Source organism: Neorhizobium sp. 2083, assembly GCF_031455615.1.
Lineage (GTDB): Bacteria > Pseudomonadota > Alphaproteobacteria > Rhizobiales > Rhizobiaceae > Neorhizobium.
Map to the genome: position 1 here is coordinate 740,757 of NZ_JAVDTC010000001.1, position 20,276 is coordinate 761,032.

The 20,276-nt window shown below is 62.8% G+C and carries 17 protein-coding genes; 5 read left to right on the plus strand and 12 right to left on the minus strand.

Translation table 11 applies throughout. From position 1 onward, the window contains the following. Positions 1-3 precede the first annotated feature (3 nt). The 3 genes from J2X76_RS03925 to J2X76_RS03935 all read right to left on the minus strand — a co-directional run bounded on the left by J2X76_RS03925 (position 4) and on the right by J2X76_RS03935 (position 3,573). Positions 4-975 carry a magnesium transporter CorA family protein gene (locus tag J2X76_RS03925; protein ID WP_113129841.1) on the minus strand — a complete coding sequence of 324 codons (972 nt, stop codon included), beginning with the start codon at positions 973-975 and terminating at the stop codon, positions 4-6. 309 nt (positions 976-1,284) lie between these two features. Continuing rightward, positions 1,285-2,466, minus strand: a complete 1,182-nt coding sequence (apbC, locus tag J2X76_RS03930) for an iron-sulfur cluster carrier protein ApbC (RefSeq protein ID WP_310213400.1) — start codon at positions 2,464-2,466, stop codon at positions 1,285-1,287. Between the two features lie 378 nt (positions 2,467-2,844). After that, the gene (locus J2X76_RS03935; RefSeq protein WP_113129869.1) at positions 2,845-3,573 is read right to left on the minus strand and encodes a LuxR family transcriptional regulator; all 729 of its coding nucleotides are present in this window, start codon (positions 3,571-3,573) and stop codon (positions 2,845-2,847) included. 410 nt (positions 3,574-3,983) lie between these two features. Here J2X76_RS03935 and J2X76_RS03940 point away from each other — a divergent pair, with 410 nt between their 5' ends. Together J2X76_RS03940 and J2X76_RS03945 are read left to right on the plus strand one after the other, a co-directional pair. After that, a complete protein-coding gene (locus J2X76_RS03940; protein ID WP_113129839.1) occupies positions 3,984-4,865 on the plus strand; it encodes an SMP-30/gluconolactonase/LRE family protein in 882 nt (293 codons plus the stop codon). A 198-nt stretch (positions 4,866-5,063) separates the two neighbouring features. Next, the gene (locus tag J2X76_RS03945) at positions 5,064-5,681 is read left to right on the plus strand and encodes a PRC-barrel domain-containing protein (protein ID WP_113129838.1); all 618 of its coding nucleotides are present in this window, start codon (positions 5,064-5,066) and stop codon (positions 5,679-5,681) included. A 112-nt stretch (positions 5,682-5,793) separates the two neighbouring features. On the opposite strand, the gene J2X76_RS03950 is transcribed toward J2X76_RS03945, so the two are convergent. Together J2X76_RS03950 and J2X76_RS03955 are read right to left on the minus strand one after the other, a co-directional pair. Beyond that, complete coding sequence (locus J2X76_RS03950) at positions 5,794-7,149, minus strand: EAL domain-containing protein (RefSeq protein ID WP_113129837.1); 1,356 nt, start codon at positions 7,147-7,149, stop codon at positions 5,794-5,796. Positions 7,150-7,249: 100 nt separating this feature from the next. Beyond that, entirely contained in the window at positions 7,250-8,920 is a 1,671-nt protein-coding gene (locus J2X76_RS03955; RefSeq protein ID WP_310213413.1) for a response regulator, read from the minus strand. Positions 8,921-9,282: 362 nt separating this feature from the next. Here J2X76_RS03955 and mutL point away from each other — a divergent pair, with 362 nt between their 5' ends. Together mutL and J2X76_RS03965 are read left to right on the plus strand one after the other, a co-directional pair. After that, positions 9,283-11,097: a DNA mismatch repair endonuclease MutL gene (gene mutL, locus J2X76_RS03960; RefSeq protein WP_310213416.1), complete on the plus strand. Its 1,815-nt coding sequence runs from the start codon at positions 9,283-9,285 to the stop codon at positions 11,095-11,097. A gap of 66 nt (positions 11,098-11,163) precedes the next feature. Then, positions 11,164-11,397, plus strand: a complete 234-nt coding sequence (locus J2X76_RS03965) for a DUF2093 domain-containing protein (protein ID WP_113129834.1) — start codon at positions 11,164-11,166, stop codon at positions 11,395-11,397. Here J2X76_RS03965 and lpxK read toward each other — a convergent pair. From lpxK to J2X76_RS03995, 6 genes are all read right to left on the minus strand, one after another. Beyond that, on the minus strand, positions 11,394-12,440 hold the full coding sequence (gene lpxK / locus J2X76_RS03970; protein WP_310213421.1) for a tetraacyldisaccharide 4'-kinase: 1,047 nt from the start codon (positions 12,438-12,440) through the stop codon (positions 11,394-11,396). The genes J2X76_RS03965 and lpxK overlap by 4 nt on opposite strands. 90 nt (positions 12,441-12,530) lie before the next feature. Continuing rightward, entirely contained in the window at positions 12,531-13,259 is a 729-nt protein-coding gene (locus tag J2X76_RS03975) for an HAD family hydrolase (protein WP_310213423.1), read from the minus strand. Next, entirely contained in the window at positions 13,256-14,575 is a 1,320-nt protein-coding gene (gene waaA / locus J2X76_RS03980; protein WP_113129868.1) for a lipid IV(A) 3-deoxy-D-manno-octulosonic acid transferase, read from the minus strand. Before waaA ends, J2X76_RS03975 begins: the two co-directional genes overlap by 4 nt. A 169-nt stretch (positions 14,576-14,744) precedes the next feature. After that, positions 14,745-14,987 carry a DUF4170 domain-containing protein gene (locus tag J2X76_RS03985; protein WP_046630968.1) on the minus strand — a complete coding sequence of 81 codons (243 nt, stop codon included), beginning with the start codon at positions 14,985-14,987 and terminating at the stop codon, positions 14,745-14,747. A gap of 62 nt (positions 14,988-15,049) precedes the next feature. After that, positions 15,050-15,853, minus strand: a complete 804-nt coding sequence (locus J2X76_RS03990) for a 3'(2'),5'-bisphosphate nucleotidase CysQ (protein WP_310213433.1) — start codon at positions 15,851-15,853, stop codon at positions 15,050-15,052. Between the two features lie 5 nt (positions 15,854-15,858). Continuing rightward, complete coding sequence (locus J2X76_RS03995) at positions 15,859-17,205, minus strand: TldD/PmbA family protein (RefSeq protein WP_310213436.1); 1,347 nt, start codon at positions 17,203-17,205, stop codon at positions 15,859-15,861. Between the two features lie 371 nt (positions 17,206-17,576). On the opposite strand from J2X76_RS03995, the gene J2X76_RS04000 reads away from it, so the two are divergent. Next, on the plus strand, positions 17,577-19,388 hold the full coding sequence (locus J2X76_RS04000; protein ID WP_113283963.1) for a monovalent cation:proton antiporter-2 (CPA2) family protein: 1,812 nt from the start codon (positions 17,577-17,579) through the stop codon (positions 19,386-19,388). On the opposite strand, the gene J2X76_RS04005 is transcribed toward J2X76_RS04000, so the two are convergent. Further along, positions 19,385-20,269: a patatin-like phospholipase family protein gene (locus J2X76_RS04005; protein ID WP_113283964.1), complete on the minus strand. Its 885-nt coding sequence runs from the start codon at positions 20,267-20,269 to the stop codon at positions 19,385-19,387. The two genes, J2X76_RS04000 and J2X76_RS04005, sit on opposite strands and share 4 nt — an antisense overlap. Positions 20,270-20,276 lie beyond the last annotated feature (7 nt).

Below are 20,276 nucleotides of genomic sequence, written 5' to 3' on the forward strand. Positions count from 1 at the left end.
GGCCTAAAGCCAGCCTTTCCAGCGAAAGAAGAAAAAGGGGAGGATGGCGGACGTCAGCATCGCGAGAAGCGCAAGCGGATATCCGAGATGCAAGCCGAGTTCAGGCATGAACTGGAAGTTCATGCCGTAGATCGAGGCGACGAGCGTCGGCGGCAGGAACACGACCGACGCGATCGAGAATATCTTGATGATGGCGTTTTGCTCGACATTGATGAGACCGAGAGAAGCATCGAGCAGAAACGCGATATTGCCGGCAATGTAGGAGGCATGTTCCGAAAGTGAATCGACATCCCGCGCCACAGTGCGACAGAGGTTGTCGTCGCTCCTGTCCTGGTTGATCAATGGCACGTTCATCAGAAAGGTCAACAGCCTGGCGAGAGAGCCCAGGCTGTCGCGCACCTTGCTGATCAGCCGGTGGTATTCGGCGATGTCGGCCAGCTTGCCTTCCAGGAATTGCGGCGGGCGACGCTTGCCGCGGTCGCGGAAGATGTCCGTCGACAGCGTATCGACGCGATCGACGGTCTGTTCGAGAATTTCGGCGGTGCGATCGGCAATGGTTTCCAGCAGCCTGGCCAGCAGGGTCGCACCGTCCCAGGCGCTTTCCGGGAAGCGTCCGAGCCCGGCGATGAAGAGCTGGAAGCTTTTCGGCTCCGCGTAACGCACGGTGATCAGCCGGCCGCCGGAGAGGATGAAGGCGACGTCGGTGAGCTGCGGATCCTTGCCGTCGGCGCGCCAGACCAGCGACGCGGTCATGAAGACCGAATCCTTCTCGATATAAAGGCGGCTCGAAGGTTCGATGTCCTTCAGATCATCGCGCGTCGGGACCTGAATGCCGACGAGGCCTTCGACATAGGCGTCTTCCTGCGGCGTCGGATCGATCAGATCGATCCAGGCGATGTTGTCGGGAAGCTGTCGCAGCGCCTCGGCCGGCGCAAGCGTCTTCATCGAGCCAGTGGCGCTATAGGCATTGATCAATCGTGGTCTCCGGCCGAGTTCGTCGGCCTTGAAAGAGAAGCGAGCTTGCCGGTTCCCTGGTTCCGGGACCGCCAGCCGGCCCTCGGCGGGACGGGCGTATAGAGACAGCCATAGTCAAAATCAAGAGGCGTATAAATCCCGCAGCGGGCGCCGCAACATGACTCCGGCGCCGAATATGTTCAAGGGGCCTTCGGCAACAAGACGATTCTCTACCTGCATCAAAGCCTTGGCCGAAAGTACCGGCCAAAGTGACTCTCCATCGCCGGCAGGGAGGTATTCCAAAACGCCTTGGCACATTTATTCGAATTTTTATTCGAAAACGATTGCCGGCGCCTGCCGCGGGGTGAGGCCACCGAGCTCGGCCCAGACCCTGGCGGCAATTTCCCGATAGATCTTGGCCGAGGCTCCCTCGGGATCGGAGGCGACGACCGGAGTGCCCGCATCGGAGCGTTCGCGGATGTCGATCGTCAGCGGCACCTCGCCGAGGAACGGCACGCCGATGCGCTCCGCCTCGCTTCTGGCACCGCCATGACCGAAGATGTCGTAACGTTTGCCGGTATCGGGAGCGAGGAAATAGCTCATGTTCTCGACGATGCCGAGCAGCGGCACCTCGACCTTGCGGAACATGGCGATGCCCTTGCGCGCATCGAGAAGTGCCAGATCCTGTGGCGTCGAAACGATCACCGCGCCGGCAAGCGGCACCTGCTGGGCCATGGTGAGCTGCACGTCGCCGGTGCCGGGCGGCATGTCGACGACGAGCACGTCGAGATCCCCCCAGGCGACTTCGCGCAGCATCTGCAGAAGCGCCGACTGGACCATCGGCCCGCGCCAGATCATCGCGGTCTCCTCGTCGACGAGGAAGCCCATCGACATGGCCTTCAGCCCATAATTCTCCATCGGCTTGATGATGCGGTTCTCGATCTGCTGCGGCCGGCCGGCGATCTTCAGGAGGCGCGGCACGGAAGGTCCGTAGATATCGGCATCGAGAATGCCGACGCGCAGACCGTTGGCCTGAAGTCCGAGTGCGAGATTGACGGCTGTCGTCGACTTGCCGACGCCGCCCTTGCCGGATGCCACAGCGATGATGGCGCCGACCCCGGGTACTCCGGACTTCTCCCGCTGAGGCGGCTGGGCCGGCTGACCCTGGGGCGGATGGCTGTGGCCATGGGCGTGACCATGCGCATGCGAATGGGCGGCCGGAGCGGCGGGCTGCGGGCGCGGCGGGGGGGCCGAGCCCGCCTTGCGGTCCGCCGTCAGCGTCACCAGAGCGCCCTTGACGCCCGGCATCGCCTTGACCGTGCGCTCGGCCGCCATGCGCAGCGGTTCCAGTTCGGTCGCCCGTGCGGCCGGAACGGTGATCGAGAAATAGACCTTGTTGTCGGAGATGAAGACGTCCGAGACCATGCCGCGCGAGACGATATCGCCTTCGAGGTCCGGCCCGCGCACCTTCGCGAGAACCGCCAGCACTTCCTCTTTCGTCACGTCGGCCATGATTTCAAAACTCCCGAATGCCTGATGCGGTAACGATCCCTCAGGAAGAGGGGCGCCGCGTTCGCAGATATATAGGAGTTCGGCATTGCCGGGAGCAAGCAAGATAAACCGCCGTTCGATCGGCAGCCATATGGCGCACTGATCGAACGGCGGCTTTTCTTGTCACGCCTCTTGGGGCGCTTCCAGTCCCCTCTGGACCTGCTCCTAGAGAAGCACGAAACATGCCAGACGGGAAGATACTTCCAGTTGATGAGCCTTTTCAATCACTTCCGGTCAAAAGTCCTGCTGCGGCGCAGCATTCCTTGGCGCCAGCCGCAATCCGCGGCGCTCAAGGCTTGAGCACTGACTAAACGTTGTGCATCGCAGCATATAAATTAGTTACTTGATCAAACCGATCCGGAGCGCTTTTGCGACCGCCTGGGTGCGGTTCACCGTATCGAGCTTCTTCGCCGCGCGGTTCAGATAGTGATTGACCGTATGCTCCGAGAGGCCGAGGATTTCGGCGATCTCGGCACTGGTCTTGCCGGCCGCCGTCCAGTTAAGACAGTCGACCTCGCGATCCGTGAGCGTGTCGGTGGTACGGACATCGAGGTTGCGGATTTCCGCCAGCCGCTCGAAGACGTGGACGGAGATATACATCAACTCCATCATCTGCTGGTGCGTGAACGGCAGGCCGTCTCCGGCGAGGGAAACCGCGCCTCGGCTGCCCGACATGTCGTGGACCGGGAAATAAGCGCCCCGGACGACGCCGAATCTCCCGAAAAGACCGCGCGCCGGCCCTTGCCGTTCGGCCGTTACCGCATCCAGATCGAAAGTGAAGGGGACGGTCGACGCACGCAGCCGCCGAAGCACGGGGCTGGTCTGCATCATCCCTTCACGGTCGAAAAGGGACATCAGCTCCGCCGGCCAGTTGGTAATCACCGTGTTGTTGGACAATTCGAGCGACGTGGCGTGAGGCAGATTGAGGACCATGAACGCGCGGCAACCGTAGTGTTCGGTTATCCGCTTCATGAATCGAAATACGTCGAACTGCGTCTTGAGCTCGGCAATTTCTCCGACGCTCCACCCAAAAATCCTGGGCTCTTCTGCTTTCTCCGTATTGCCCATCATTTGCTTCTCTGTCCGCCCGGTCGTGTCGAGCGATTCCTGGCATTTCCCATACATCCGCCCAATCGGCCTTTCGTATTCGCAGTACCCGCTCCCGACGCGTGAGACATAGAGGGCTCTGTGGATTTGCCCACATATATTCCCGCCGAACGTGTCTGCGCGGTGAAGGCCGCCATTCCAGATTTAATTAGCTGCTGACTTCATATCAAATATCAATTCCGGACAATGATGACCGTGACTATCAAGTTCGGATAATGATGACATCCACTCGCATTTGCAAACCTTTTGCATGCTTCCAACCTCTTGTCAGGAGATAATTGTTGGGGATCAAATCACCTATGGCGGGAGTTTGCCGACTCTCTCGTCGATGATACTAATCGATCGCCCTGGCATGCAATTGGAGATTTCACATGGCGCCCACATACACTTTCGAAGGCAGCGTGCTTTCCTCCTCTCTCTGCGAACTGGGAGAAGGCCCCTCCTTCGAGTCGGAGACGGAAACGCTCTGGTGGTTCGACATTCTGGGCAAGCGATTGCACGAACTGCACCTGCCCACGGGCCGCGAAATCGTTCACACCTTGCCGGCCATGGGCAGCGCGCTCGCATCGATCGACGCGGCCCGACAGCTGGTGGCGACGGACAAAGGCCTCTTCATCCGCGATCGCGCCACCGGGGAGTTTTCCCCCTATCGCGAACTGGAGCCGGAAAAGCCGGGCAACCGCTCGAACGACGGAAGAATACACCCCTCCGGCAGCTTCTGGATCGGCACGATGGGCAGGAAGGCGGAGGACGGCGCCGGCGCGATCTATCATGTCCGCCAGGGCGAGGTGACCAAGCTCTTCGACAAAATCAGCATCCCCAATTCGATCTGCTTCTCGCCGGACGGTGCGATCGGCTACTATACCGATACCCGCGCCAACCGGCTGATGCGCGTATCGCTCGACCCGGCGACGGGCCTGCCGAACGGGGGAGCCGAGGTTCTGATCGACGAGAACGGCAAGCCGGGCGGCATCGACGGCTCGATCTGTGCCAGCGACGGAACGATCTGGAACGCCCGCTGGGGCCAGGGCGCAGTCGATCATTATTCGGCGGACGGGCGCCATCTGTCGCGTCATCTGGTGCCGGCACGCCGCACCACCTGCCCTGTCTTCATCGGCAAGGACCGCCTGGCGGTGAGCTCTTCCTGGGAGGGACTGGACGAGGCGGCCCGCGCCGAGGATCCGCTCGCCGGGGCGCTTTTCGAGATCGCGGTTTCGGTACAATGCGATCCTGAAGCAGCCTATCGCCTATAAAAAATGCAAAAGTCATTCCGAACTGGCAAAACACAAAAAGGTTCCGGGCAAGAAGCCTAAAATTTCAGCAATACTATCCGGAACCAATTCCTCCTTCATAACATTTTCCTCTCGAACCGGCGCGGTCGGAGAGCTCCGTAACGGAGAGCCGCGTGTTCAGAGAGATAAATAAATTGAGCAGAGGAAGGTAGGTTTGTTATGAAGAAGACCCTTAGCACGATGGCAGCCGTGGTTCTTTTGGCGTCGACCGCCATTGCACCGGCATTCGCCCAGACCCAGCCGGCGCCGCCGGCCTCCCCGGCTCCGGCAACCCCTGCCGCCCCGATGGCTCCGGCGGCAAAACCGGCTGACAGCGCTGCAACGCCGGCTCCGAAGACTGGCACCGACACGGCCGCCGCTTCCGGCAGCTATCTCACCGAACAGGGTGAAAACCAGATCAGCGCCAACGATTATATCGGCAAGTCGATCTATAACGCCGAAGACAAGAGCATCGGTAAGGTCAACGACCTCATTCTCGAAGAAAACGGCGGCATCGTTGCAGCCGTGATCGGCGTCGGCGGGTTCCTCGGCATCGGCGAAAAGGAAGTCGCCCTGCCGATGGACAAGATCACCATGACCCGCGATGCGAACAAGAACAACGAAATTCGTCTGACCACCACCGAAACGGCCGAAGCCCTTCAGGCCGCTCCGGAATTCAAGACCCTGGCTGACAAGCAGGCTGAAACCGACCGGACGACGACGTCGTCCACGGGCACGATGCCTGCTGCTGGCGGCGCCACTACCCCGTCGACGACCCCGGCTGCCCCGAGCAAATAAGCGCCCGGCCAGCCGGCGTGTCCGGAACGGGCGACACGTCGTCACCATCAGAGGGGCGGTACCGCAGGTGCCGCCCTTCGTTTTGGGATCTGACTGCAGAACCCGCCCGGGATCAGGCCCGTTCGATCGTCATGAAATCGCGGTAGTGTTCCTGGAGGTAACGGAGCGTCGCATTGCTGTCGACGGGCCGGCCGTAATAATAGCCCTGCCCCATCGCGCAGCCGAGTTCGCTGAGCTTGTCGGCATCGGCCTTTTCCTCGATGCCTTCCGCCACCACGGCCAGATTGAGGCCGTCGCACATGGCGATGATCGCCTTGACGATGTGTTCCGAGGCTCGGTCCGTGGTGATGCGCGAAACGAAGGCGCGGTCGATCTTGACCTTGTCGAAGGTAAAGTCGCGCAGGCGCCCCAGGCTCGACTGGCCGGTGCCGAAGTCGTCGAGCGAGATGCGCACGCCCTGCTGGCGCAGATCGGTGATGATGCGCTGGGCGGTATCGGCCGAGGTCATCACCGCCGTTTCGGTAATTTCCAGTTCCAGACGATAGGGATCGAGCCCGACGCGCGCGAGCGTCGCGAGGATGGTCTCGGTCGTGCCGGGGTCCATCAGCTGGGCGGAAGACAGGTTGAAGGAGAGGAAAAGTTCGCGCGGCCAGGAGAGCGCAGCCTCCGCAGCCTTCCGCAGTAACGTTTCAGAAAGCGCGTCAATAAAACCGCGCTCCTCGGCAAGGGGCACAAAAACCGCGGGCGAAACGAAGCCGAGATCCGCGTCGATCCAGCGGGCGAGCGCCTCGAAACCGACCACCCCGCCATCGCTGATGCGCACGATCGGCTGAAAGTGGACATCCACGGCATCGGCGATGATGGCGTTGCGGAGCGCCTGTTCCAGCTGGGTCGCCCGCTTCATCTCCTGGGCGATTTCGCGTGAATAGACGGTGATCTGTCCGCGGCCGCGGCGTTTCGAGCGGTAGAGCGCGGTTTCCGCGCTTTTCAGCAGTTCCTCGAAATCCTCGCCGGCGAACGGATAGATCGCGAAGCCGAAAGAGGCCGAAAGGCGAACATTGCGGTCGCCGAGATCGTAGGGTGCCGACAGCACGTCCTTGATCATCTGGCCGATGCGTTCGGCACCGACACGCTCGAAGACCAGAGGCAGGATGAAGGCGAATTCGTCGCCGTCATGGCGGGTAACGGTCGCGCCGTCCGGAATGCAGGCTTTCAGGCGATGGGCGACCTGGCAAAGGATCTCGTCGCCCGCCTCGGCGCCGAACAGATCGTTGATCGGCTTGAAACCATCGAGATTGGCAATGCAGATGGTAAAGGGCGCGGGATCCTGGGCTCGTTCGGCCGCCAGCAGGCGAACCTTGTCACGCAGACGGTATCGATTTCCGAGACCCGTCAGGGCGTCGCTATAGGCCATTGCCTGCAGTTCATTCTGGCTGACCTGCGGCAATGGGTTTCCCGCCGACTTCATGAATAATCCCGTTGCGCTTCACAGACGGGCGAAGGATGCGGGAAAAAGATTAAAAAATGATGGCCTGGGCTTAACTTAAATGAACAGATTGATTAATCGGTTAAGCATACGACTGCTTCGCGACCTCGCCGAGATAGGTGTGGAAGACGGCTTCGATCGCCTCGGGGCTGATCGGTTTCAGAATTACTTCGTTCATGCCCGCGGCGAAACATTGATCCCGATCGCTGTCGAAGGCCTGTGGAAGGACGCCGATGATCGGGATGGAGTTGTCGACCGTCTCCAGGCCCCGGATGCGCACGCTCGCCTCGAACCCGCTGAGCTTTGGAAGGGTGATGTCCATGAGGATCAGCCGCGGTGACTGTTCCTGCCACAGCCGGACCGCTTCTTCGCCGTCAGCGGCGATCGCGTAACGATACCCCAAGCCCTCGAGGATCTGCGAAAAGACGATCTGGTTGACCTCGTTGTCCTCGGCGACCAGGATGTCGATGCCAGCGCTTTCCCTGGCCGGAGAGGCGCCCCGCCAGTCCTTGTCGCCCGCAGTTTCAGCGGTATCGCGCTGTTCGAACTGGCGAACGACGCTCGCCGCCAGTTCCCGCTTGACCCGGAAGCCGTCGATCGCCAGCGCCGCGATGCCGTGCCGCCCGACGATTTCAAGGCAATGCTTGTCCGCCAGCGTATCGACGACGACGAGATCGACTGCAATCCCGGCGTCTTTTGCAAGCTGCAGGAAGAGTTCCAGCTCCTCGTCGCCTGAAACCGATGACGTATCCAATCCGAGATCTGCCAGGATCTCCAGTGCCTCGGAGGTTGTCCTTGGATCGGAGGAAGCGACCAGGACCTTGCGGTCGCAAAGGTCGGCCTTGTGGGGCACGGCCTCGGTCTTCACCGACACCGCGCGATCATGCCGGGTCAGCGAGGTTTCGATCAATCCGCCCCGGCTCATACGTGGCGCGACCTGCCCGCCGTCCCCGGTTTCAACAAGATTGGTAATGTCCTCCATGGCGGTCACCAGGTAATAACGGCCCGGTTTTCCGATCCGGTATTTGTTGGCGATGATGACGGCCTGGGAGCCGTCCGGCCGCGTCACCAGTTCGGCCATCTGTTCCGGCTCGCCAAGATCGAGGACCCCTCGATTGATGCGGTCGAGGCGTTGCTCCACCTGGGGCGGATGGATGTCGGATCCCTTTCGACCGAGAATCGCTTCGGGCGGGAGGTCGAGGAAACGCGCCGCCGTCCTGTTGACGGCGACGAAGGTCAGATTGCTGTCCTTGACGGTGATCGGGAACGGCAGGTTGTCGAGCACCTCTTCGGTGATCTGCACCCGCTCCATATCGGCCCGCCACTGTTCCTCGCGCTTCTTGTGGTCCGATATGTCACGGACGACGCAGACGCCATAACCGGAAGACAGGCGACGCTTGGCAAAACTCACCCAGCGGTCGGTGCCGCGGCGCTCCTGCGACTCGGCCCGCTCCTTCCAGAGCGAGGCGATCTGTTCGGCAACCCAATCCTCGCGGCTCAGCATGCGGCGCGGGCCGGAGGCATCGGTCAGGAAACGTCCGCCGCCATCATAAATGGCACCAAGAAAATCCCGAAGACGCGTGCCGGGCGCGAGAAAGCTCTTAGGCACCGGCAGGAGGGTCAGCAACTGCTGGCTCGCAAAGACGATGAGGTCATTCTTGTCATAGACAAAGACGCCGCCCGAAATGCCCTCGGAGATCACTTCGAGCATGACAGCTTGAATGTTTGCGTCCGCCGACGCCAAATCATTCATAGGATGAAACTCCCTGTATGCTTTTTCGGCCCGGATGAAGAGCGGACCGTAATGCCGATATTCGCCTCTCGGCGTTATTCCTTCTAGTTTTCGTCTGGTCGGCGCGGGAACATGCTGGCTCCAAGTCCTCAACGGGCGATCGGGGCTCGCATGACGGTGCCCAGCCGGCCGCCATCCCGATCACTCGCGGGAAGCTGGCGCTTCCCCGGTTTCATCCAAGTTCAATACCGGACAAATTATCGCCCTTATCTTAAAGTCGGATTAATGAACGGCCGTGCATCAACCCTAGATGTCCTTTCAATCGTTTAGGAAAGGTCTCTCTCCGGGCTTTCCTTCCGGCGCCGAATCCGAGAAAATGACGCATGCCCGTCAAACAGCTGCCTGAAACCCTGATCAACCAGATCGCCGCCGGAGAGGTCATCGAAAGGCCCGCCAGTGCCGCGAAGGAACTGATCGAGAATGCCATCGACGCCGGAGCGACCCGCATCGAGATCGCCACCGCGGGCGGCGGCAAAAGCCTGATCCGCATCACCGACAACGGTTCCGGCATGGATGCGGCGGATCTCGATCTGGCGGTGCGGCGGCATTGCACCTCGAAGATTTCCGAGACGCTCGACGACATCCGCACGCTCGGCTTCCGCGGCGAGGCCCTGCCCTCGATCGGATCGGTGGCGAAACTCACCATCACCAGCCGTCGCAACGGCCATTCGGAAGGGTCGCAGGTGGCGGTGATCGGCGGCAGGATGTCCGGCGTGAAACCGGCGCCGGCCAATACCGGCACGGTGGTCGAGGTGCGCGACATCTTCTTCGCGACGCCGGCGCGCCTGAAGTTCCTCAAGACCGAGAAGGCCGAAGCCGGCGCGATCACCGAGGTGGTCAAGCGCATGGCGATCGCCTTTCCGCAGATCCGCTTCGTGCTGTCGGGCTCCGACCGCACGACGCTCGAATTCCCCGCGACCGGCGACGACCATCTCGCCCGCATGGCCCAGATCCTCGGTGCCGAATTCCGTGACAATGCGATCGAGATCGAGGCAATGCGAGAGGATGTCGGGCTTTCCGGTTTTGTCGGCGTGCCGACCTTCCATCGCGGCAACTCGGCGCATCAATATGCCTTCGTGAACGGCCGGCCGGTGCAGGACAAGCTGATCCTTTCGGCGCTGCGCGGCGCCTATGCGGAAAGCGTGCCTTCCGGCCGCTATCCGGTGGCGGTCCTGTCGATCCGGCTCGATCCGGCACTGGTTGATGTCAACGTGCATCCGGCCAAGTCGGACGTGCGTTTCCGCGATCCGGGCCTGGTGCGCGGCCTGATCGTCGGGGCGATCCGCGAGGCATTGCATCGCGAGGGGGACCGGGCGGCAACGACCGGCGCCTCAGGCATGATGCGCGCCTTCCGTACCGGCTTCCAGCCGGCCCAGGCGGCACCCCGGACGCCCTGGGCGGCGGCAGCCTCGCCTTTTCGGCCGCTCCATCCGCAGCCCGCCAACGACTTTGCCGAACAGGTGCAATCCGGCTTCGACGTGCTGACCATGCCGGCCGCGCGTGCCGATGCGGTGATCGCCGAACCCGTGCAGAGAACTGCCGCCGAGGAGGCACCGCGTTACCGGCTCGGTGCCGCCCGCGCCCAGGTTCACGAGAACTATATCGTGGCGCAGACCGAGGACGGACTGGTCATCGTCGATCAGCACGCCGCCCATGAACGGCTGGTGTTCGAGGCGATGCGCAAGGCGCTCGACAACAAGCGGCTGGCGAGCCAGGTGCTGCTGATCCCGGAAATCATCGACCTGCCGGAAGAGGATTGCGACCGGCTGATGGCGAACGCGGCCGAACTCGACCGGCTGGGGCTTTCGATCGAACGTTTCGGGCCCGGCGCAGTCGCCGTGCGCGAGACGCCCGCGATGCTCGGCGAAGTCGATGCGGCCTCGATGGTGCGCGACCTGGCCGACGAGATCGCCGAATGGAACACCGCAGGCGGCCTGCGCGGCAAGCTGGAATATGTCGCCGCCACCATGGCCTGCCACGGTTCGGTGCGGTCCGGCCGACGGCTGAAACCGGAGGAGATGAACGCACTTCTGCGGGAAATGGAAGCCACGCCCGGCTCCGGCACCTGCAATCACGGGCGCCCGACCTATATCGAGCTCAAGCTTTCCGATATCGAACGACTCTTCGGCCGAAGCTGAAAAAGCTGGCAATTCAGGCACAATCGGGTTAGAGCAGGCGCCATGTTTTTCCGCAGGAGACGACAGATGAACCGGTTCGAGGGAAGCGGATTCCGCGAAGCGAAGATCCGTTATCTCGACGGCGACTACCAGATCCTGACCGCCGGTTCCTATGTCGTGTGCGCGATGACGGGCGTGCAGATCCCGATCGACGAGCTGCGCTACTGGAGCGTCGCCCGCCAGGAACCCTATGTCGATTGCGCCTCCTCGCTGGAAGCCGACAAGCGCGCCGGCATGCTGCCGAACCAGAGCCGCGGCTAAGCCTTCGCGACATTTCCTTCCCGGATGCGCCGCTGCCGGAAATTGGCGATCGCCGTGTCGATGATCTTGCCCGGCGCCTGCGGATCGTCGAATGCCATGTCGACCTCGACCACGCTTACCTTTTCCGCCAGTTCCTCCATGCGCCCGTGATGACCCTGCAGCCGCACCGCATCCTTGGCGGAGGTGACGAGCAGCAGATTGTCCCTGGCGGCGTCGTCCAGCAGGTCGGAGATCTCGTCCTCGCTGAAATAGTGATGATCTGGGAAGGCGCGTTTTTCCATGATCAGGCCGCCGACCTCTCGGACGGTGCGGTAGAATTTTTCCGGATCGGCGATGCCGGCGAAGGCGAACAGCGCCCTGCCCGCCACCTCACGGTTTTCGCGCGGCTTCAGCGCGGCGACATAGACCTGCTTGCCGGCGCGCGCAGCCTGACGCACCAGCCTGTCGGCCGCCTCGCCGTTTCCGACCTTGAGGATCGCCGAAAGCTGGCGCATCTGCTCGGATATTGGCGCCCTGACCGGCCCGCCGGGAACGAGATGGCCGTTGCCGATGCCGCGCACCGTATCGATGACCACGAGCGCGAAATCGAGCGTCAGGCGGGCGCTCTGGAAACCGTCGTCCATGATGATCAGGTCGGCGCCCTCCGCGACCAGCCTGTGGGCGCCATCGACGCGGGTGCGGGAAATCACCGTCAACGTCTCCCGGCAGAGCAGCAGCGCCTCGTCGCCCACCGCCTCGGCCCGGTGATGTTCGGGATCGACCACGGTCGTGACGTCAAGCGAGCCGCCGTAACCGCGGCTGAGGAACCCGGGCTTCAGGCCTTTTTCCCTGGCGGCGCGGGCGAGCGTGATGGCGGTCGGCGTCTTGCCTGCTCCGCCCACGGTGAAATTGCCGATGCAGATGACCGGCACGGAGACGCTGGCACGCCTGGCTTTCGCCATACGGCGGCCGGCGATCCGGCCATAGAGAAACGAAATGGGCGCAAGGCCCCAGGCACGCCAATCCGCTTTCGTCCACCAGAATGGCGGTGCTTCCGATACCATACCTAAACTCCGGCTGATCCGTTCTGGAACAGCCCGCGAAGAAAATGGGAGTTTTTCCGAAAAGGCAAGTCCTTGAAACCAAAGCGCGGTTCAGGCAAGGAGCTTTTCCGGCAAGAGGTCGATCAGCGCAGTGATGTCGTCGAGGCAGATATCCGCCGAGGCCGACAGCGTTTCGCGCGAACCGGTGCCGGTCAGCACCGCGACCTTCAGGCCGACGCCTGCCTTGGCGCCCATATGCATGTCGTGATTGTTGTCGCCGACCATGGCGACTTCCGCCGGATCAAGCCCGGTGGCGCGGCAGAAGCCGAACACCATGCCCGGCTCGGGCTTGACCCCGTGACCACTGTCGTAGCCGGCGATGAAATCCACATGATCGATGATGCCGAAACGGATGGCGGTCTGGCGGATCGCCTCTTCGTTGTCGCTCGACGCGATGCCGAGCTTGAGGCCCCGCGCCTTGAGCCTGGCGAACAGCGCCGCCAGATCGGTGACGGCCACGGAAAATTCCGCCGAGCGGATGAAGAGTTCGTCGAGCAGCCGGGTGAGTTCGGCGACCTCGACAGGCGAACCGGCGGCGACGAAGCCGGCGGCGATCTCGGCGGCATTGCCGGCGGCCAGCAGGCTGTCCGGCCGGGTGTGGCCGGAGACCGGATCCATGCCGGCGGAAAACAGGAGCTGCGGTTCGAGCTCGGCATTGCCGGCGGACGCGATGCGGGCGGCCTCGCGGTTCACCGGTCCCCAGCTTTCGTCATAAAGCAAAAGCGTGCCGTCCTTGTCGAACAGGATTCCGGCTATTCGGGCGAGCTTTTCCGGGTTCATCGGACAGCGGCGGCTTTCGGCTGCAGCCTGGCACTGACCGTCAGCGGATTGACGTAGGGCTCCAGGGCTTTGACGGTCTTCGACAGCGCTCCGCGCATCTCTTCCATCGCATCATGGCCGGAATCGATCATCTTCACGCGGGCGAGATCGTTGATCATCAGGTAGTGCACGGCTTTCGCCAGCATCTCGACATCCTTGACGATGCGGGCAGCGCCCTTGCGCACCAGATGCTGGTAGGCGTCGCGGAAATTCTGGACATGCGGGCCGGACAGCACGGCGCAGCCGAGCATGGCCGGCTCTAGCGGGTTCTGCCCGCCCTCGTTGGTCAGCGACCTGCCGACGAAGGCGATCTCGGTGAGGCGCAGGTAAAGGCCCATTTCGCCGATGGAGTCGCCGAGGAAGACATCGGTCTCGGGCGTCACGATATCGTTGCGCGAGCGGCGCGCCACGGTCAGGCCCGCTTCCTTCAGCATCTCCTCGACCGCGTCGGCGCGATCGGGGTGGCGCGGCACCAGAATGGTCAGCTGGCCGTTCTTCGGTTTCAACGCCTTGTGGACGTTCGCCGCCGCCTTTTCCTCGCCATCGAAGGTCGAGATAGCCGCCCAGGTCCGGCGGTTGCCGATCTGCTTGCGGTAACTTGTCAATATCGCCTCGTCGCAGGGCGGCGGATCGGTATCGCTCTTCAGGTTGCCCGACACGATGACCGGCCAGGCGCCGAGATCGCGGAAACGCTCGGCGTCCAGATCCGACTGGGCGATGACGAGGGCCATCTTGCCGAAAATCGCCTCGGCGATCGAACTGCGGTTGCGCCAGCGGTCAAAGGAGCGGTCGGAGATGCGCGCATTGACCCGGATCTGCGGAATGCGGCGGCGGGCAAGTTCGGCGATCGTCGTCGGCCAGATTTCGGATTCCGCGGTGATGCAGGCATCCGGCTTCCAATAGGCGATGAAACGCTTGATCGGGAATTTCAGGTCGAGCGGCACATATTGATGGATCACCTCATCGGCCAGCCGCGACCGGACGAGATTTGCGGAAGTCACCGTGCCGGTCGTCAGGAGAATGTGGACTTCGCGGCGGCGCAGTTCGCGGATCATCGGCATGATCGCAATGGTCTCGCCGACGCTTGCCGCGTGCACCCAGATAAGCGGGCCGCGAGGGCGGGCAAGGCTTGCATAACCCAACCGCTCGAGCTTGCGGGTCCGGTCTTCCTTGCCCTTCATGGCGCGATAGGCAAGGTAAGGGCTTACTAACGGATAGAGCGCGATACCGGCCACCCGGTAACCAGCAAGAGCCATGCGCGCAGAAACCTTGCTCACCGCATTTGCCCCCGATGCATGATGGCCGCCATCAATATGATAGACCCTCCGATTGCTCATCCGTAGCCCAGTTTTTTGTGTTTTACAAATGCGTCAAAAAAGGGTCCCCGGGATCGATACCAGACGAGAGACCAGCATTGCGAGCAGATTGTAAAACGCGAGGCTTATCTCAAGCCGACTTAGTATCAGGATCGAGCAAACGGTGCATATGCACGATGAAATAACGCATGTGGGCGTTGTCGACTGTCTGCTGCGCCTTGCCACGCCAGGCGATCAGGGCGCTGGCATAATCGGGGTAGATTCCGACGATATCGAGAGCCGAAAGGTCCTTGAATTGGAGGCCTTCCAGGCTCTGCAGTTCGCCGCCGAAGACCAGGTGCAGAAGTTGTTTCTTTTCGCCCGTTTCCGTCATTGTCCGATATCCGTCCGTTCCAGCTCCCCCGGCTCTTCCTGTGCTGCATTCTTCGGGAAAGGTCAACCCGGAGCGAGGCCGGCAAGCTGGGGCAAAAGGCTGCGGAGCGCATGTTCGGCCCCGGCCGCCAACATTTCGTGGCTGACGCTCTCGCGGTTATAGACGAGCCGGTTGCCCGCAAGATCGATGAGGCGCCCACCTGCCCGCTCGAGGATGAGGTCGGCGGCGGCGAGATCCCAATCGTGGGAGGCGCGCTTGACGACCGTGCCGTCTATGCTGCCGTCGGCGATCATGGCCAGCCTGTAGGCGAGCGACGGCACATGCCGCACCCGGCGGACTTCGTCGCGAAAACCGGGCTCGAATTTCCTGACGAGGGCCTCGTCGGCCGCAATGACCAGTTGGCCGTCGGCGCGCTCGCCGGTGACCGAAAGCGGCCGCCCGTTCTTCAGCGCCGGCCCATCCTTCGCCGCACGGAATTCCTCGTCGAGCGCGGGCGCGACGAGGACGCCGGCCACCGGCTGACCGCGATGCACGACGGCGACCGAAACGCACCAGGTCTTCTCGCCGTTGATGAAGGCGCGCGTGCCATCGATCGGATCGACGACGAAAAGCGTTTCGCGGCCAAGCCGGACAACATCGTCGTCGGTTTCCTCGGAAAGCCAGCCGTAGTCGGGCCGGGCTTTCAGGAGCAGGGTCTGCAGCCGGTCGTTGGCGGCAAAATCCGCGGCGCTGACCGGCGACTTGCCCTCGTTCTTCCACCAGACCTCCGGCGAGCGGCCGAAAAAGCCGTGCGCGATCTCGCCGGCTTGGCGCGCCGCGTCGAGAATGAGTTCGAGGTCCTGCCCCCAGTCCTGCGCTACCGGCATCGGGATCAGCGTCCCGCCAGCGTCATGCCCTCGATGGCGATGGTCGGAGAGGCGACGCCGAACTTGCGGTCGATGTCGTTGGCCGGCGTCAGCCGCATGAACATGTCCTTGAGGTTGGAAGCGATCGTCACTTCCGAAACGGGGTAGGCGAGTTCGCCGTTCTCGATCCAGAAACCGGTCGCGCCGCGCGAATATTCGCCGGTGATCATGTTGACGCCCTGCCCGATCAGCTCGGTGATGTAGAAGCCGTTGCCGATCGACCTGATCAGGTCCTCGGGCGAGATGTCGCCGGGCTCCAGCGCCAGGTTGGTGGAGGCAGGCGATACCGCCGTGCCGCCGCGCACGCCGCGGCCGTTGGTGGCAAGCCCGAGTTCGCGGGCCGTCGAAGTCGACAGGAACCAGTGGTTCAGGACGCCGTCCTCGATCATCACCATGCGTTCGCCGGACACGCCCTCGCCGTCGAACGGACGCGAGGAGGAGCCGCGCACGATCAGCGGATCATCGGTGATGTTGAGACCGGCCTTCAGCACCTGCTGGCCCATCTTGTCGCGCAGGAAGCTGGTCTTGCGGGCGACCGACGCACCGTTGATGGCGCCTGCGATATGGCCGACGAAACCGCGGGCGATACGCGGATCGAACACAACGGTGACGTTGCTGCCGGTATCCACCTGGCGGGGATTGATGCGCTTGACGGTGCGCTCGCCGGCACGGCGGCCGATCAGCTTCGGATCATCGAGTTCGGCGGCATAAAGACGGCTGTCGAAATCGTAGTCGCGCTCCATTTTGGTGCCTTCGCCGGCAATGACGCTGACGGAGCGGCCGAAACGGCTGGCCATGTAGCTGCCGGAAAAACCGTGGGAGGTGACGAGCACGAGGCCGCCCATGCCCGACGACGCGCCGGCGCCGGAGGAGTTGGTGACGCCCTGAACGTCGAGCGCCGCCTGTTCCATTTCGAGCGCCGCTTCGCGCAGCGCGTCGGTCGGCACATCGGTCGGGTCGTAGAGTTCGAGGTCGGGATAGGATTTCGCCAGATCCGCCTCGTCCGCCAGGCAGGCGAACGGATCCTCGGGAGAGACCCTGGCCATGGCGACGGCTCGCTCGGCCAGCACCTTCATGTCGAAGCCGGGATTGGCCGAGACGCTGGCGACCTGTTTGCCGACGAAGACGCGCAGCGAGAAATCGTCGCTCTCGGAGGCTTCCGTGCCCTCGACCTTGCCGAGGCGGACGCTGACGGAGCGGGACCGGGAGCGAACCACGACCGCATCCGCCTGATCCGCTCCCGCGGCCTTGGCAAGATCGATCAGTTGGCTGGCGCGGGAAAGCAGGTCGGCGGAATCGATTTCAGAGGTCATGATTGCAAGCCTTTCATTCTCGTCCCATTTATTGTGCACTGTCAGAAGCATCAAGGGCGGCTCGCCGATTCTTGATGACCCACCTTAGGGCCAGGACCTGGTAAATTCATCCAATCTGTTCGGGTGCATGGGATTGGATGGAAGCAAACAAGCGCAAGGCAAGGCTTGAAGCCTTGTCGAGCATTGTTTGCGATCAGACGGCCCATGCACCCGAACCCGAAGGGCGAGACGGATTTCGCGCCTGGACTGCGTCGGAAAGATTTGAAAATGTGCGAGCATTTCCTGCATCTTCCCTCCTAGCCAGGCACAAAATCCGTCACGCAGATTGGATGAATTTACCAGGTCCTGGCCCTAGACTGAAAGTATCCCGCATGACCGCTCCCGGCTCGCTTTTCTCGCAAATGCTTCTTCTGCTTGCCGGCGCGGTGATCGCCGCCCCCCTGTTCAGGAAGCTCGGGCTCGGCACGGTGCTCGGTTATCTCGCCGCCGGCGTGGTGATCGGCCCGATCATGCAGCAGATCGTCGAGACGGAAGAAGTGCTGCATTTCGCGGAATTCGGCGTCGTCTTCCTGCTGTTCATCATCGGACTCGAACTGAAGCCCTCGCGTCTTTGGCAGATGCGCGGCGACGTGTTCGGCCTCGGCCCGGCGCAGGTGGTGATTTCCGGACTGGCGCTGAGCGGACTTGCGCATGTGACGAACATGGCGGACTGGCGCGGCAGCCTGATCGTCGGCTTCGGCCTTGCGCTGTCCTCGACGGCGTTTGCGCTGCAGATCCTCAATGACGACGGCGACATGAACAGCCATTACGGCCAGCGCTCGTTCTCGGTGCTGCTTTTCCAGGATCTCGCCATCGTGCCGCTCCTGGCGCTGATCACCATCCTGGCGCCGGGGACCAAGGAGGCGGAAGCAGCGCCGCTCGTCGACTTCGCGATTGCCGTCGGCGCCGTCGGTGCCATGGTGATCGCCGGCCGCTATCTCCTGACGCCGATGTTCCAGATCATCGCCCGAACCGGCGCGCGCGAGGTGATGATCGCGGCCGCCCTGCTGGTGGTGCTGGGATCGGCAGCGGCCATGCAGGCGGTCGGCCTGTCGATGGCAATGGGCGCCTTCCTGTCGGGTGTGATGCTTGCCGAATCCTCCTACCGGCACGAGCTGGAGGCGGATATCGAGCCGTTCCGCGGGTTGCTTCTGGCGCTGTTCTTCATGGCGGTCGGCCTGTCGCTGGAAGTCCACGTCATCCTCGACAACCTCTTCTTCATCCTGCCGGCCGTGCCGATCTTCATGGCGCTCAAGGCGCTGATCGTCTACGGGCTCTGCCGGCTCTGGGGTTCGCCGCACAATGACGCCGTGCGCATCGCCTTCCTGCTGCCGCAGGGCGGCGAATTCGGTTTCGTGCTGTTCACCACCGCGACCGCCGCCGGCCTCTTCTCGTCTGCCACCGCTTCGCTGCTGATCGCTGGCGTGACGCTTTCGATGGCGCTCACTCCCTTTGGAGCGGCCCTTTCCAAGCGGCTGCTCAATGGCGAAAGCCGCGAGGAACTGGAGGAGGATTTCGACGGCGCCGGGGCAGACGTGCTGATGATCGGGTTTTCCCGTTTCGGCCAGATCGCCGCACAGATCCTGCTTGCCGGCGGCCGCGAGGTGACCGTCATCGACGATTCCGCCGATCGTATCCGCCAGGCGGCTTCGTTCGGTTTCCGTATCTATTTCGGCGATGGGACAAGACGGGACGTGCTGATCGCGTCGGGCATCGAAAAGGCGAAAATCGTTGCCGTCACGACGCAGAAACGCGAGACGACCGACCAGATCGTGGATCTCATCCGCTCGCAATTCCCCGACGTGCGCCTCTATGTGCGCTCCTACGACCGCATCCACTCCCTGTCGCTGCGGGACCGGAACGTCGAATACGAGCTGCGCGAGACCCTGGAATCCGGCCTGCTGTTCGGAAGAAAGACGCTGGAAGCGCTCGGGATGAGCGAAATCGACGCCGAGGAAATCGGCGACGACATCCGCCAGCGCGACGAGGAACGGCTGCAGATCCAGGCCGTCCAGGGGCTCGGCGCCGGCCGCGAGATGCTGTTCAACAGCCCGGTCCGACCGGAACCTCTGATCAAGCCGAAACGGGCACTGGTGGTCGACGACGAGCTGAGCGCCGAGCCGATGACGGCGGAGAACGGTTAGCCGTTCGCTGCCGCTGCCGCGTGAAGCGCGTCGATGGCGCGCTTCAGCTCGTCCTTGACATGTTCGGACTCGTCGAGGATGTCGCGGGCCTTCAGGAAATCCAGGACCCGGAAACGGTTGACCGAGGGCCGGAGGAAAATCTGCGGCGGATTGAGCTTCAGCTTGAGCGCAATGCTCGCCTGCATGGTGAGCTGGCTGGCGCCGAACAGGCTGTCGATGCGATTGGGCGCATGGGTGCCATCGCCTTCCGGCGCACCGACCACGTCGACGCCGATCACCACGTCGGCAACGTCCATCAGCTGTTCGTAGGGCACCGGATTAAAGACGCCGCCGTCGATCATCACCCGGCCGTTGACCCGGACCGGCATGAACAGGCCGGGAATGGCGGCGGAGGCCGCGATCGCGGTGCGCAGCTCGCCCTGTTCCAGGATCACTTCCGCCTGGCCGTAATAATCGGTGGCAGAAATCTTCATCGGGATCACGAGTTCATCGAAATCCTCCGGCACCTGCGGCGGCAGGAAGGCATCGAGGATCAGTTCGAGATTGAACTGGCCGAAACGGAAGCCCCCGAGCTTGTCGCGCATGGTCGCGGGACCGAGGCCCCAGAGCTTGTTCAAGAGGGTGCCGCGGTGGCCGACCGTTTCGAGCGCATATTGGCGGATCTCGCGGCCGGTCATGCCCGACGCCATGCCGGCGCCGATGATCGCACCGATCGACGAGCCGGAAATCGCCACCGGCCTTATCCCGAGCTCATCCAGGGCCTCGATGACCTGGATGTGCGAAAGGCCGCGCGCGCCGCCGCCACCGAGGGCCACGGCAAACGTCAGGCCGCCCTTGGCGCTGACCGCTTCGAGATCGGGAATTGCGAGCCTCGTATTCATTCCTCTG